The sequence below is a fragment of the Massilia oculi genome (assembly GCF_003143515.1).
Classification (GTDB): domain Bacteria; phylum Pseudomonadota; class Gammaproteobacteria; order Burkholderiales; family Burkholderiaceae_D; genus Telluria; species Telluria oculi.
Window position 1 is genome coordinate 3,538,334 of record NZ_CP029343.1, and the last position, 14,084, is coordinate 3,552,417.

Here is a 14,084-nt window from a genome sequence, read left to right on the forward strand (position 1 = left end):
GACCCTAGCGCAGCCAGTCTGCGCTTTGTTTTTATACAAGGACAATCCATGTACCGTGGCACCAAGATCGTCGCAACCATCGGCCCTGCTTCGACCGATTTCGATATTCTCGTCAAAATGATCCGCGCCGGCGTCGATGTCGTGCGCCTGAACTTCTCGCACGGGAAGGCGCAGGACCATATCGATCGCGCGAACTTGGTACGCCGCGCCGCCGCGGAATGCGGCCGCGAAGTGGCCATCATGGCCGATATGCAGGGTCCGAAGATCCGCGTCGGCAAGTTTGAGGAAGGCAAGATCGTCCTGAACAATGGTGACCGCTTCATCCTGGATGCCAAGTGGGGCGATAACGGCGAGCTGGGCAACCAGGAACGCGTGGGCCTGGATTACAAGGCGCTGCCGCGCGACGTCAAGCCGGGCGACAAGCTGCTGCTGAACGATGGCCTGATCGTGCTGATCGTCGACCGCGTCGTCGGTCACGAGATCTTCACGACGGTGAAGGTTGGCGGCGACCTGTCGAACAACAAGGGCATCAACCGCCAGGGCGGCGGCCTGACCGCGCCGGCGCTGACCTCCAAGGACATGGAAGACATCAAGACCGCGATGAGCTTCCAGGCCGACTACCTCGCCATCTCGTTCCCGAAAAGCGCGACCGATATGGAAATGGCGCGCCAGCTGGCGAATATCGCCGGCGAGCCGTATGGCCACAAGCCGATGATGATCGCCAAGATCGAGCGCGCCGAAGCGATTCCGCTGCTGCAAGAGATCCTGGATGCGTCGGACGGCATCATGGTCGCCCGCGGCGACCTGGCGGTCGAAGTCGGCAACGCCGCCGTGCCGGCGCTGCAGAAGCGCATGATCCGCATGGCGCGCGATTCGAACAAGCTGGCCATTACCGCGACCCAAATGATGGAGTCGATGATCGTCAACGCCGTGCCGACCCGCGCCGAAGTGTCCGACGTGGCCAACGCCGTGCTGGACGGCACCGACGCCGTCATGACTTCGGCCGAGACCGCATCGGGCAAGTACCCGATCGAGACCGTCGAAATGATGGCCGCGATCTGCGTCGAAGCCGAGCAGTCCGAATACAACAAGATCGACGTCGACTTCCTGAACAAGCAGTTCACCCGCATCGACCAGACCATTGCCTATGGCACGCTGTTCACCGCCCACCACCTGGCGGTGAAGGCGATCGTGGCGCTGACCGAGTCGGGTTCGACCGCCCTGTGGATGAGCCGTCACAGCATCGACACCCCGATCTTCGCCCTGACCCCGCTGCAGGCGACGCAGCGCAAGGCGTCGCTGTACCGCAATGTGCGAGCATTCAATCTGCCGCAGGAAGGCGGCAGCCACGCCGTGCTGCGCAAGGCCGAGGAACTCTTGATGAAAGAAGGGTTCGTACGCAAGGGCGACCTGATCGTCGTCACCTGGGGCTCGCCGATGGGCCAGGCCGGTGGCACCAATGCGCTCAAGATCGTGCGCGTTGGCGAGTTTGATTAAAGGGAATCGACGAGTAGCCTGAGACGCGAACAGCGGCATTTGCCAGGCGCTGTCCAGGACGGACGGCGCCGCGCTCGGCATTCGGGATTCCCGGACAAGTTTCTTTATTGTTTTGGAGTACAACCATGGCACTCGTATCATTGCGTCAATTGCTGGACCACGCCGCCGAAAACGGCTACGGCCTGCCGGCATTCAACGTCAACAACCTGGAGCAGGTGCAGGCCATCATGGCCGCCGCCGATGCCGCCAACAGCCCGGTCATCATGCAGGCCTCGGCCGGCGCGCGCAAATATGCGGGCGAAGCCTTCCTGCGTCACCTGATCGACGCCGCCGTCGAAGCCTACCCGCACATCCCGGTCGTCATGCACCAGGACCACGGGCAGTCGCCGGCCGTCTGCATGGCCGCGATCCGTTCGGGCTTCTCGTCGGTGATGATGGACGGCTCGCTCGAAGCCGACGGCAAGAGCGTCGCCAGCTATGAATATAACGTGCAGGTGTCGCAAGAAGTCGTCAAGTTCGCGCACTCGATCGGCGTGACCGTCGAAGCCGAACTCGGCGTGCTCGGTTCGCTGGAGACGATGCAGGGCGACAAGGAAGACGGCCACGGCGCGGATGGCAAGATGACCCGCGAACAGCTGCTGACCGACGTCGACCAGGCGGCCGACTTCGTCAAGCGCACCCAGTGCGACGCGTTAGCGATCGCCATTGGAACCTCGCACGGCGCCTACAAGTTCACGCGCAAGCCGACCGGCGACATCCTGGCGATCGACCGCATCAAGGAAATCCACGCCCGCATCCCCAACACCCACCTGGTGATGCACGGCTCGTCGTCGGTGCCGCAAGAGCTGCTGGCCATCATCCGCGAATTCGGCGGCGACATGAAGGAAACCTATGGCGTGCCGGTCGAAGAGATTCAAGAGGGCATCAAGCACGGTGTCCGCAAGATCAATATTGACACCGACATCCGCCTGGCGATGACGGCCGCGATCCGCAAATACATGTTCCAGAACCCGTCGAAGTTCGACCCGCGCGACTACCTGAAGCCGGCGCGCGAAGCGGCGATGGAAGTGTGCAAGGCGCGCTTCCTGGCGTTCGGCTGCGAAGGCCAGGCGGGCAAGATCAAGCCGATCCCGCTGGACAAGATGGCCGAGCGCTACAAGGCCGGCGAACTGGCGCAGATCGTCCAATAAGTCGGATTGCCGGCTTTTTTGACGTAAAATATCGTATTGGACAGGCCAACCAGGCCTGACTTTCTCAACCGGCGGCCTTTGTCGCCGGTTTCCGCTTTCCTGATAGCCATCTATGAACAGCCTCTACCAATCCTCCATCCAGTCCCTGCCACTGCTCGGTCACGGCAAGGTGCGCGATAACTACGCCGTCGGCGACGACAAGATCCTGATCGTCACCACCGACCGCCTGTCGGCCTTCGACGTGGTCATGAACGAGCCGATCCCGGGCAAGGGCATGGTGCTGAACCAGATGAGCGATTTCTGGTTCGAGAAGCTCGGCCACATCGTGCCGAACCACCTGACCGGCGTGGCGCCGGAAAGCGTGGTCGCCGAGAACGAGGTGGAGCAGGTCCGTGGCCGCGCCGTCGTGGCCAAGCGCCTCAAGCCGATCATGGTCGAAGCCGTCGTGCGCGGCTACATCATCGGCTCGGGCTGGAAAGACTATCAGCAAAGCGGCGCGATCTGCGGCATCCAGCTGCCAGCCGGCCTGCGCCAGGCCGACAAGCTGCCGGAACCGCTGTTCACCCCGGCCGCCAAGGCCGATATCGGCGAGCACGACGAAAACATCTCGTTCGCCGAGATGGAACAGCGCATCGGCGCCGAACTGGCCGCCAAGATGCGCGAAGTCAGTATCAAGCTCTATAGCGCCGCCGCCGAATATGCTGCCACCAGGGGCATCATCATCGCCGACACCAAGTTCGAATTCGGCCTCGATGAAAACGGCGTGATGCACCTGATGGACGAAGTCCTGACCGCCGACTCGTCGCGCTTCTGGCCGGCCGATTCGTACGCGCCGGGCATGTCGCCGCCGTCGTTCGACAAGCAGTTCGTGCGCGATTACCTGGAAACCCTGACCGACTGGGGCAAGACCGCACCGGCGCCGAACCTGCCGGCGGACGTCATCGAGAAAACCCAGGCCAAGTATTTCGAGGCCATCGAACGCCTGACCGGCGAGAAGCTGAAGGCATAAGCAGATGAGCGAGCAGAACAAGCCGCTGGTCGGCGTCATCATGGGTTCCTCGTCCGACTGGGACGTGATGCAGAATGCCGTGGCCATCCTGAAGCAGTTCGGCGTGCCGTTCGAAGCGCAGGTGATCTCGGCCCACCGCATGCCGGACGAGATGTTCACCTATGCCGAACAAGCGCGTCGCCGCGGCCTGCGCGCCATCATCGCCGGCGCCGGCGGCGCGGCCCACTTGCCTGGCATGGTGGCCGCCAAGACCATCGTGCCGGTGCTGGGCGTGCCGGTGCCGTCGAAATACCTGCGCGGCGAGGATTCGCTGCTGTCGATCGTGCAGATGCCGAAAGGCGTGCCGGTGTCGACCTTCGCCATCGGCGAAGCCGGCGCCGCCAACGCGGCCCTGACCGCGGTGGCCATCATCGCCGCGGGCGACGACGCGTTGGCCGACAAGCTGGAGCAGTTCCGCCGCGACCAGACCGCCGCCGCCCAGGCCATGACTCTTCCCCTGTAAGTCGATGACTCAACCCGCATTGTCCCCAATCCTCCCATCCGCCGATCCGTCGACCTGGCTTGGCGTGATGGGCGGCGGCCAGCTCGGTCGCATGTTCGCCCACGCCGCCCAGGCCATGGGCTACAAGGTCGCCGTGCTCGAGCCGAGCGCCGATTGCCCGGCCGGCCAGGTGGCCGACCGCACCATCGAAGGCGATTACACCGATGGCGACGCCCTGGCCGAACTGGCGGCGCTGTGCGCGGCCGTTACCACCGAATTCGAGAACGTCCCCGCCGACAGCCTGGCGCAGCTCGCAGCAAGCAGCTTTGTCGCGCCATCGAGCCTGTGCGTGCAGATCGCGCAAGACCGCATCCTCGAGAAGAAGTTCTTCGTCGACTGCGCGCCGACCTCGAAGGTGATGCCGGCCCCGCACAAGACCATCGCCTCGCATGCCGATATCGATGCCATCGGCGAAGACCTGCTGCCGGGCATCCTCAAGACCGTGCGCATGGGCTACGACGGCAAGGGCCAGGTCCGCGTGCGTTCGCGCGAGGACGTGCGCGCCGCCTTCGACAGCATGGATGGCGTGACCTGCCTGCTCGAGAAGATGCTGCCGCTGGCCTACGAGGTCTCGGTGCTGACCGCGCGCGGCCACGATGGCGAGTCCGTCGTGTATCCGATCGCCGAGAACGTGCACCGCGACGGCATCCTGTTCACCACCACCGTGCCGGGACCGAACGTGTCCGCGGCCTGCGCCAGGCAGGCCCAGGACGCGGCGCGCGCCATCGTCGCCCAGCTGGGTTACGTCGGCGTGCTGTGCATCGAGTTCTTCGTGCTGGATGACGGCACCCTGGTCGTCAACGAGATGGCGCCGCGTCCGCACAACAGCGGCCACTACACGATCGATGCCTGCATCACCAGCCAGTTCGCGCAACAGGTGCGTGCGATGGCGCGCCTGCCGCTGGGCGACGTGCGCCAGCATTCGGCCTCCGTCATGCTCAACATCCTGGGCGATGTCTGGTTCGAAGGCGCTAGCGAAGACGCACGCGAGCCGGCCTGGGACCGGGTCTTGGGCCTGCCTGGCGCCAACCTGCACCTGTACGGCAAGAACGACCCGCGCCGCGGCCGCAAGATGGGCCACGTAACCTTCGTGGCGCCGACGCTGGCCGAGGCGCAGGACAGCCTGCGCGCCGCCTGCGCGATCCTGGGAATCGAGCCCTGAGATGGACACGCAGCAGTTCGACCCAGCGGCCATCGAGGCCGCCGCGCGCGCGTTGGAGGCCGGCCAGCTGGTCGCCTTCCCGACCGAGACCGTATACGGCCTGGGCGCCGACGCCGAGAATCCTGCGGCGGTGGCCGCCATCTACGCCGCCAAGGGCCGCCCGCAAGACCATCCGGTGATCGTGCACCTCGCTCCCGAAGCGCCGCTCGACTACTGGGCCTGCGACATCCCGCCGCAGGCGCAGGCGCTGGCGGCCGCCTTCTGGCCCGGCCCGCTCACCATGATCCTCAGGCGCGCCCCGAACATCCCGGACGCCGTCAGTGGCGGCCAGGACACGGTCGGCCTGCGCTGCCCCGCGCACCCGGTGGCGCTGGCGCTGCTGCGCGCGTTCAAGGGCGGGAAGGGCGGGGTCGCCGCGCCGTCGGCGAATAAATTCGGCCACGTCAGCCCGACGCTGGCCGAGCACGTGCAGCATGAATTCGGGAGCGATGGCAGCGTGGCCATGGTGCTCGATGGCGGCCCCTCGCAGGTCGGCATCGAGTCGACCATCGTCGACCTGTCGCGCCTGGACACGCACGGCCCGGTGCTGCTGCGTCCCGGCCAGATCTCTGCCGCCGCGATCGCCGCCGTGATCGACCAGCTGCCGGCCGCACCAGACGCTGCCGCGCCGCGCGCCTCGGGCACGCTCGAATCGCATTACGCGCCGCATACGCCGGTGGCGATGCAGGAGCGCGCGACCCTGCTCCAGACCCTGGACGCGCTGCACGGCGCCGGCCGCAAGGTGGCGTTGATCCACGTGAGCGACATGCAAGGAATCATCACGACGACCCACGCCGCACTGCGCCTGCCGGCGGCGCCCGACGGCTTCGCCCATGCGCTCTACGCCGCGCTGCGCGCGATGGACGGGCAGGGGGCCGACGTGATCCTGGTCGAAGCGCCACCGCAGGGTGGCGACTGGCTCGGCGTCAACGATCGCCTGCGCCGTGCAGCCCATGGTTCGACGGGCATCGTGCACGGTTTGCTCAACAGCCAGGCAAAAGTTTAATTTACATCAATAAAGCGAATGACGGAGCTTAAACGCTCCGCGTTTCGTACTCGTCTGTTACAAACACATCTCTTTCTGCCGGGAAAACGGTGGTTATAATCCCATCCCTCAGGGCTACCCATCTCTTTTGATAGGTGTGGTAGCCAAATGCCAACGTGCAATGGAATTTGCTATACAAGCGGTTTCAACGCTGGCATAGTTATCATGATGCGAATAGCACGGGCGTTCGTTTCACAATAATTTCTATCCAGGAGACACAATGCGTCACACCAAATTCGCGCTGGCCGTTCTGACGGCCGCGCTCCTGACCGCATGCGGCGGCGGCACCAGCCCGGCCGGCGGCGACCAGACCACCAAGCTCACCTTCACCAATATGGTGTCGTTCGGCGACAGCCTGTCGGACGTGGGCACCTATCGCGTCGGCGCGGTGGCGGCGGCCGGCGGCGGCAAGTTCACCATCAATGGCGACAGCACTGCCAAGAATGTCGACCTGACCGGCAAGATCTGGCTCGACTTCATGGCCGCCCAGCTCAAGCTGCCGGCCCCGTGCGCCGCCCAGACCGGCCTGCAGGGCAATGCCGCGCTCGGCTTCAACGTGCCGATCGTGAACCACCCGAACTGCTTCAACTATGCGCAAGGCGGTTCGCGCGTGGTCAACCCGATCGGCCCGGGTAACGCCGCCACCGGCTCGCCGATCGGCGAAATGACCACCCCGATGGTCACCCAGATCGCGAATCACCTGGCCAAGACCGGCAACAAGTTCACCGGCACCGAACTGGTGACCGTGCTGTCGGGCGGTAACGACGTGCTGATGCAGCTGGCCGCCGTGACCAATGCCGGCACGGCCGCCGGCGCGCAAGCCTTCGCCACCGCCCTGGCCACCCGCCTCGCGGCCGGCGCGACCAACCCGCAAGCCGCGGCGCAAGCCATCGGCGCGGCGATCGCCACCTAGAACGCACGCCCGGGCAAGACCGACCAGACCGTGGTGCAGGCAGCCGTGCGCGCCGCAGCGATGCAGCCGGGTAACCAGGCGGTCGCCCAGCCGGCCGTATATGGCCCGATCGTGGCCGCCGCCCAGGCCGACGGCACCGCCGCCGGCAATACCGCGGCCGGCGCCTACGCCACTGCCAACGCGACCGCCATGGTCACCGCGCTCGGCACCGCCGGCGCCCAGATGGCTGGCCTGGTCAAGAGCGAACTGCTGGCCAAGGGCGCCAAGTACGTCATCGTCGCCAACCTGCCGGACGTCGCCAGCACCCCGACCGCCAAGTCGCGTCCCGTCGCGATCCAGCAACTGGTGACCGCCATGGTCAACGCCTTCAACACCCAGCTGAAAGCCGGCCTGGGCGCCGACGATGCGCGCGTGCTGTACACCGACCTGTACAGCGTCAGCAACGACCAGGTGAAGAACCCCGGCCCATACGGCCTGACCAACACCAGCGCACCGGCCTGCGCCGAAAATGCACTGGGCACGACCTCGCTGATCTGCACCGCGAACAACACGGTCGCAGGTGATGTGAGCCGCTACATGTTCGCCGACGGGATCCACCCGACCCCGTTCGAGAACGACCTCATCGCCCGCTACGTCTTCAAGGACATGGCAATCAAGGGCTGGCTGTAAGAGCCGCGCCGACAGATGGGAGTCGCTCCTGGCGCGCCTGGCAAGCGTGTGCTGCGTTGCTCGGTCGTTGCATGGCGCCGCCATGCAGCCTCCTCGCGCCCTGCTCACGCTCGCCATGCATCGCCATGAGCTTCCCCCACCTGCCGGCACAGGCTCTGAGCGGCAGGCCTGCCTCGATGGCAGGCCCCATCACACACATCAGGAGATAGCATGAATATTCGTTTCAACAGCATGATCAAGGTGCTGGGTGTGGCTGCCGGGCTGGCATTCGCGTCCGGCGCGTACGCGCAATCGGCCGGCCAGATCACGGCCAAGGTCGGTTTCAACCGCTTGATGCCGAAGGTCGAGAGCGGCGACATCAGCGCCCCGGCGCTGCCGGGCACCAAGGCCGACGTCGGCAACGACATGCAGCCGGTGCTGATCCTCAGCTACAGCCTGACCGACAATATCTCGGTCGAAGGCGCGCTCGGCACGCCGTACAAGCACAGCATCTACGGCGCCGGCGCGATCCAGGGCACCGGCAAGCTGGGCGAGGTCGAGGCGCTGCCGCCGACCGCCTTCGTGCAATACCGCTTCGGCGCGCCGACATCAAGCTTCCGTCCGTTCGTCGGCGTCGGTCCGACCTATGCCTACTTCATGAAGGAACGCGGTTCGGGCAAGATGACCGCGATCACCAATCCAGGCAGCGACGTGCCGACCACCTTCAAGATCGACAACAAGCTGACCTATAGCGCGCAAGTCGGCGTGGCGATGAACTTCGACGAGCGCTGGTTCGCCGACGCCACCGTCATCAAGACCCGCCTGCGCACCGACGTGCACTTCTCGACCGGCCAGACCCAGTTCATGAAACTGGATCCGGTGGCGATCGTGCTGGCGGTGGGTTACAAGTTCTGACGCGGCGTTTGCCACGTGACCGAAGCCCGCCGCGTGCGGGCTTTTTTAATGGATGCCGCGCGCGTACTGCGTGAAATGCTCGGCGCTGAGCGCGCTCTGGTAGAGAAACCCCTGGTAAAGATGGCAGCCGGCATCGGCCAGGAACTGCCGCTGCCCCGGCGTCTCGACCCCTTCGGCAATCACCTGCAAACCCAGGCTGTCGCCCAGCGCGATGATGGAGCGCACGATCGAGGCGTCGTTCTGGTCGGTCAGCACGTCGCGCATGAAGGAGTGGTCGATCTTGAGCTGGTCGAGCGGCAGCTTGCGCAGGGTGGCCAGCGATGAATATCCGGTGCCGAAGTCGTCCAGCGAAAAACTCAGGCCGCGCCGCTTGAGGGTGGCCATGGTGTGCGCGGTCTGGACGAAGTCGGTGATGACCAGGCTTTCGGTCAGCTCGAGCTTCAGGCTGGATGGCTGCACCCCGCTGTGCTCGAAGATCGCCTGCAGCATGGGCACGAAATCCGGCTGGTTGAACTGGCGCGCGCTGACGTTGACCGACAGCGTCAGGCCGGCCGTCTCGGGCGCGCGCTGCCAGCGCGCCAGCTCGGCGCAGGCGGTGCGCAGCACCCATTTGCCGATCTCGACGATGATCCCGCTTTCCTCGGCGGCGCGGATGAACTCGGCCGGATAGAGCACCCGGCCATTGGGCAGGCGCCAGCGCAGCAGCGCCTCGGCTCCGAGCACGCGGCCGGATCGGTCGAGCTGGGGCTGGTAGTGCAGCACGAACTCCTCGTGCTGCAGCGCGCGCCGCAGGCTGCCTTCGAGTTCGGCGCGCGCCGACCAGGCGGCCTGCACCGCCGGATCGTGGAAGCGGAAGGTATTGCGGCCCGCCGCCTTGGCCTGGTACATCGCGGCGTCGGCCTGGCGCAAGGTCGATTCCACCGTGTCGTGGACGCCGCACAGCGTGACCACGCCGATGCTGACCGACACCGAGTAATTCAGGTCGCCCAGCTGGAACGGCGTAGCCAGGGCCGCCACGACCTTGGCGGCGACGATTTCGGCCTGGTTCGCGGCCAGTTCGCGCGTGTCCTCCACCGGCTGGATCAGCACCACGAACTCGTCGCCCCCCAGGCGCGCCACCATGTCGGCCTCGCGCACGCAGTGCTCGAGGCGGCGCGCCACCGCCTGCAGCAGCTGGTCGCCGGCCGCGTGGCCCTGGCTGTCGTTGAGGAATTTGAAGTTGTCGAGGTCGCAGAACATCAGCGCGCCGTACTTGCGCGTGCGCGTGCTGGTGAGCAGGGCGCGGCGCAGGTGGTCGAGCAGGTTGGCGCGGTTGGGCAGGTCGGTCAGGTGGTCGAAGAAGGCCAGGTGGAAGATCCTGGCTTCGTTGCTCTTGCGTTCGCTGATGTCGGTGCCGATCACCAGGATCTTCTGGCAGGCGCCGAGGGTGTCGTCCGCACCCAGCAAGGTCCAGCTGGTGTCGGTGTCGACCGCCGACCCGTCGCGCCGGATGTGGGCCAGCTCGCCCGCCCACTCGCCCGACTCGAGCGTCTGCCTGAAGGCGGCCTCGTACAGTGCGGGCTTGTCGCACAACAACTCGCAGAAGCGCTTGCCCAGCGCTTCCCGGGCGCTCCAGCCATACAGGCGCTCGGCGCCATGGTTCCAGTAGCTGATGACGGAATGCATGTCCATCGCGATGATGGCGTCGCGCGCCCGTTGCAGGAACGATGCCTGCTCCTGCATCTTGAGGTCGGCCTTCTTCAGGCGCGTGAAGTCGGACATGAAGCCCTCCAGCATGCCGGGCGCGCCGCCCGACAGGTTGAGCGAGCCCTGTTCGCAGATCCAGCGTACGTCGCCGCTCGCGGTGCGGATACGGTAGGTCACCTGGTAGGCACGGCCCTGGGCCAGCGCCAGCGCGACCGCGCCGTCCACCAGGGCGCGATCTTCGGGAAGGATGATCGAGCCGAATGGCAGGCCGGGCCGCGCGGTGAAGGTGGCGGGTGAATAGCCGGTCAGCTTTTCGACACCCTCGCTGATGAATTCGATGGTCCAGTCGCGGTCGTTATGACAGCGAAAGACCGCGCCGGGCAAGTTCCTCAGCAGCAGGTCGAGCGACAGGGCGCCCGCTTGCTCGGGCAGGGAAGGGTCCGGCAAGGGCTGCGTCGTACTCATGTGCACACTCATTTGTTCTCACGCTCAAGAAGTAGAGACCGGCACGATCCTCATGCATCGCGCATTGATGGTAGCGTAAATATCCATGCACACAGAGTGGACCTGAGGCTGATAGCGCTAAAGCGTATCGAATGAGAACGCCATACCACGAAATGTGACATATCCCACATTCACTTTCACAGTTGCAACCCAACGGGCATGGAATGTCGATGGCATTTTCTTTTTAATAACCCGCATGCTAGACTGCCCGGCCCCCATCCCGAGCGATTCTCTGACGTGACCCTGCGCCGACTTGCTGTCCTGCTTGCCGCCTTGCTCGGCGCCGGCGCCGCGCATGCTTCCACCGACCGCGAGGCCCTGCACGCGCTGCGCATCGGCGCGCCCGAGGCGCCGGCCATCGACGGCGTGCTCGACGAGGCGGTCTGGCAACGCGCGCCCTTGTACGACGATTTCCACAAGCATTTGCCGCGCGACGGGCAACCCGCCCCAAGCGGCTTGCGCACCACGGTGCAGTTGCTGGTCGACGATGGCGCGCTGGTGTTCGGCATCCGCGCCTGGGATCCGGCGCCCGAGCGGCGCCGCGGCCAGCTGGCGCGGCGCGACAAGGTCGGCCCCGACCAGGACTTCATCGGCATCTGGATCGACCCGGCCGGCCATGGCCGCTCGGCCCAGTTCGTGCGCATCAATACCCTGGGCGTGGTCAGCGACGGCATGCACCGCGCCGCCGACGACGAGTCCGACCTGGGGCCGGACTTCCCGGTCGAGACCGCCGTCAACATCCTGCCCGACGGCTACAGCATGGAAGTGCGCTGGCCGCTGTCGAACCTGCGTTTCCCGTATGCGGACGGACGCAACTGGCGCATGATGGTCGAGCGCAGCGTCCCGCACGCGCAAGGCGCCTTGCTGGTGACGGCGCCGTTCCGGATCGACGCACTGAGCCACCTGAGCTTCCTGCAGGAGATCGCGGGCATGGACGCCACCGTGGAAACGGTGCGCGACCGCGGCTTCGTCGAGCTGCGTCCTGAACTGACGGTGCGCAGCGCTCGCGCCTGGAGTCCGGGCCAGCGGATGCGTGGCTCGCAGGCCGAGCTGGGACTGGAGATCAATGCCCGCCCGCGCGCCGACTGGGTGTTCAACGCCACCATCAACCCGGACTTCTCGCAGGTCGAGATCGACGAGCCGGTATCGCAGGGCGCCAGCAACGTGGCGCTCAGCCTGCCGGAGAAGCGCGGCTTTTTCCTGGAGAGCGCCGACGTGCTGGGCCTGCCGCTGCCGAGCTTCTATTCGCGCACCGTGAACGACCCCGAATACGGCCTGCGCGCGACCTGGCGCGGCGCCCACATGGACGCCACCGCGATGAGCCTGCGTGACGAGCCGGGCGGCCTGGTGCTGCGCGGGCGTCCCTATGAAACGCTGGAGTACGCACAGACCCGGCGCACGATGGCCAGCCTGGCGCGTGCGCGCTGGCACCAGGACGGCCTGCTGCTGGGCGCCTTCGCCTCGCAGCGCGACTACCACCGCTTCGGCAGCAACGAGGTGCTGGGCGTCGATGAGCAGTGGCGCGGCGAGACCGACGGCGGCGTCCAGCATCAGCTGTCCGGCGTGGCGATGGCCTCGCGCACGACCGCCGGATTCACGGAAGATGATTTACCGGCGCAGGTGGACGGACGCTCCGGCGGCTACCTGTGGGGCAAGTACCTGCACAAGAGCGCGCGCTGGTGGCATGAGGCCGAGGTGGAAGCGATCGCGCCGGGCTTCGTGAACGACAACGGCTTCGTGCCGCAGGCCGGCATCGCCCGCATCACGGGATCGATGAACCGCATCCTGGGTCCGCAATCCCTGGGCGCGCTCGAGCTGTACGAATTCGAGACCTATCTGATCGTGCACGAGATGCGCACCCTGGCCGACGACGTCAGTGGCCAGCGCGGCGGCGAAACGGTCGAGAGGAAGCTGCGTCCCGGCGTGTGGATGGCGGCGCCGCTGCAGACCGGCCTGTGGGTCGAGCTGGGATTCGACCGCCAGCGCGCCGGGCCGGGCGGGCGCCTGCACGATACCCGGGTCATCAACTTCGGCGTCGAGACCACGCCGGCGCCGTGGATCTCGAAGATCGCGGCGGAGGTCGCGCTGGGGCGCCAGCTCGACGTCGACGCCGATCGCGTGGGGCCGGGCGGGAACGTGATCCTGGACGTGGGGCTGCGCTTCCCATTGCGCCGGGGCTGGTCGCTCGAACTGGACCACCATGTGAACCGGGCCTGGGTGCAGGGAACCCTGGGCCAGCCCGCGTTTTCGGATACCGCCTGGCGCTGGCTGGCGATGCTGCATTTCAGCGCGCGCGACTCGGTGCGCCTGCTCGCGCAAAATACCTGGGCTGCGCGGCGCGATGACGGCGTGACGCAGCTGGAGGCGTGGAACGATCGCCAGGTCCACCGGTCTCTGCTGTATCGCTACCAGTGGCGGGTGGGCAGGACGGTGTCGCTCGGGGTCGTCGACGACAAGCTGCCGCTGGTGGATGAGCGCAGCAGGTCGTTGACCTTCAAGCTGCAGTGGGAGGTATAGACGCTTGTCCTGCCACCGCGCCTCGCGTCCCGGTGATATGCTGGCGCCATGACTACCGACTCCGATATCGAACTGTCCGGCGCCTTCCAGGCCAAGGATGGGCAAGGCCGTACTCTCGACGTGAAGAACATCACGATCTTCGACGAGGGCTACGGGATTATTGACGTGTACGTGAAATTCGCGGCCAAGCTCGAACCGGGCGCCTACAAGGACACGGTCCTGGTGCGCCAGATCGTCGACCGCCTGCGCGCGGTCGGCTACAAGGGCCCTGATTTCGGCCATAGCGATCCCGGCCTGCAGGAGAGCCGCCTGATCGTGCTCGAAGCGCCGGAGGAATTCGCGGCCTTCGCCAAGAGCCGCGGCTGGAAGAACCTGGCCGAAGACTTCGACGAATAAGCCAACTGAAAAGGGCCGGGAT

12 protein-coding genes are annotated in these 14,084 nt (G+C 66.0%); 11 read left to right on the plus strand and 1 reads right to left on the minus strand.

Annotation, left to right across the window (positions count from 1 at the left end; all coding sequences use genetic code 11):
- The first annotated feature begins 48 nt into the window (after positions 1-48).
- From pyk to DIR46_RS16220, 9 genes are all read left to right on the plus strand, one after another.
- Positions 49-1,497, plus strand: a complete 1,449-nt coding sequence (gene pyk / locus DIR46_RS16185) for a pyruvate kinase (protein WP_109346141.1) — start codon at positions 49-51, stop codon at positions 1,495-1,497.
- 125 nt (positions 1,498-1,622) lie between these two features.
- Positions 1,623-2,687 carry a class II fructose-bisphosphate aldolase gene (gene fba, locus DIR46_RS16190; protein WP_109346142.1) on the plus strand — a complete coding sequence of 355 codons (1,065 nt, stop codon included), beginning with the start codon at positions 1,623-1,625 and terminating at the stop codon, positions 2,685-2,687.
- Between the two features lie 112 nt (positions 2,688-2,799).
- Positions 2,800-3,696 carry a phosphoribosylaminoimidazolesuccinocarboxamide synthase gene (locus DIR46_RS16195; protein ID WP_109346143.1) on the plus strand — a complete coding sequence of 299 codons (897 nt, stop codon included), beginning with the start codon at positions 2,800-2,802 and terminating at the stop codon, positions 3,694-3,696.
- A gap of 4 nt (positions 3,697-3,700) precedes the next feature.
- A complete protein-coding gene (gene purE, locus DIR46_RS16200) occupies positions 3,701-4,198 on the plus strand; it encodes a 5-(carboxyamino)imidazole ribonucleotide mutase (protein ID WP_109346144.1) in 498 nt (165 codons plus the stop codon).
- 4 nt (positions 4,199-4,202) lie between these two features.
- Complete coding sequence (locus DIR46_RS16205; RefSeq protein ID WP_109346145.1) at positions 4,203-5,399, plus strand: 5-(carboxyamino)imidazole ribonucleotide synthase; 1,197 nt, start codon at positions 4,203-4,205, stop codon at positions 5,397-5,399.
- 1 nt (position 5,400) lies between these two features.
- On the plus strand, positions 5,401-6,444 hold the full coding sequence (locus tag DIR46_RS16210) for an L-threonylcarbamoyladenylate synthase (protein ID WP_109346146.1): 1,044 nt from the start codon (positions 5,401-5,403) through the stop codon (positions 6,442-6,444).
- Positions 6,445-6,703: 259 nt separating this feature from the next.
- On the plus strand, positions 6,704-7,396 hold the full coding sequence (locus DIR46_RS27760) for an SGNH/GDSL hydrolase family protein (RefSeq protein WP_307719099.1): 693 nt from the start codon (positions 6,704-6,706) through the stop codon (positions 7,394-7,396).
- A gap of 30 nt (positions 7,397-7,426) precedes the next feature.
- A complete protein-coding gene (locus DIR46_RS27765) occupies positions 7,427-8,065 on the plus strand; it encodes an SGNH/GDSL hydrolase family protein (protein WP_307719100.1) in 639 nt (212 codons plus the stop codon).
- Positions 8,066-8,275: 210 nt separating this feature from the next.
- Positions 8,276-8,959, plus strand: a complete 684-nt coding sequence (locus DIR46_RS16220) for an OmpW/AlkL family protein (RefSeq protein WP_109346147.1) — start codon at positions 8,276-8,278, stop codon at positions 8,957-8,959.
- Between the two features lie 45 nt (positions 8,960-9,004).
- Here the strand turns inward: DIR46_RS16220 and DIR46_RS16225 are convergent, their stop codons facing one another.
- On the minus strand, positions 9,005-11,110 hold the full coding sequence (locus DIR46_RS16225) for a putative bifunctional diguanylate cyclase/phosphodiesterase (protein ID WP_229446278.1): 2,106 nt from the start codon (positions 11,108-11,110) through the stop codon (positions 9,005-9,007).
- A 276-nt stretch (positions 11,111-11,386) separates the two neighbouring features.
- Here DIR46_RS16225 and DIR46_RS16230 point away from each other — a divergent pair, with 276 nt between their 5' ends.
- Together DIR46_RS16230 and DIR46_RS16235 are read left to right on the plus strand one after the other, a co-directional pair.
- A complete protein-coding gene (locus DIR46_RS16230) occupies positions 11,387-13,666 on the plus strand; it encodes a DOMON domain-containing protein (protein WP_109346149.1) in 2,280 nt (759 codons plus the stop codon).
- A 48-nt stretch (positions 13,667-13,714) separates the two neighbouring features.
- On the plus strand, positions 13,715-14,062 hold the full coding sequence (locus DIR46_RS16235; protein WP_109346150.1) for a hypothetical protein: 348 nt from the start codon (positions 13,715-13,717) through the stop codon (positions 14,060-14,062).
- The last annotated feature ends 22 nt before the right edge of the window (positions 14,063-14,084 follow it).

Bases quoted from the DNA above. Each gene is read 5' to 3' on its own strand.
- DIR46_RS16205 (WP_109346145.1), top strand. From the start codon at position 4,203: ATGACTCAACCCGCATTGTCCCCAATCCTCCCATCCGCCGATCCGTCG.
- DIR46_RS16210 (WP_109346146.1), top strand. From the start codon at position 5,401: ATGGACACGCAGCAGTTCGACCCAGCGGCCATCGAGGCCGCCGCGCGC.
- DIR46_RS16220 (WP_109346147.1), top strand. From the start codon at position 8,276: ATGAATATTCGTTTCAACAGCATGATCAAGGTGCTGGGTGTGGCTGCC.
- DIR46_RS16195 (WP_109346143.1), top strand. From the start codon at position 2,800: ATGAACAGCCTCTACCAATCCTCCATCCAGTCCCTGCCACTGCTCGGT.
- DIR46_RS16235 (WP_109346150.1), top strand. From the start codon at position 13,715: ATGACTACCGACTCCGATATCGAACTGTCCGGCGCCTTCCAGGCCAAG.
- pyk (WP_109346141.1), top strand. From the start codon at position 49: ATGTACCGTGGCACCAAGATCGTCGCAACCATCGGCCCTGCTTCGACC.
- fba (WP_109346142.1), top strand. From the start codon at position 1,623: ATGGCACTCGTATCATTGCGTCAATTGCTGGACCACGCCGCCGAAAAC.
- DIR46_RS27760 (WP_307719099.1), top strand. From the start codon at position 6,704: ATGCGTCACACCAAATTCGCGCTGGCCGTTCTGACGGCCGCGCTCCTG.
- purE (WP_109346144.1), top strand. From the start codon at position 3,701: ATGAGCGAGCAGAACAAGCCGCTGGTCGGCGTCATCATGGGTTCCTCG.
- DIR46_RS16225 (WP_229446278.1), bottom strand. From the start codon at position 11,110: ATGAGTACGACGCAGCCCTTGCCGGACCCTTCCCTGCCCGAGCAAGCG.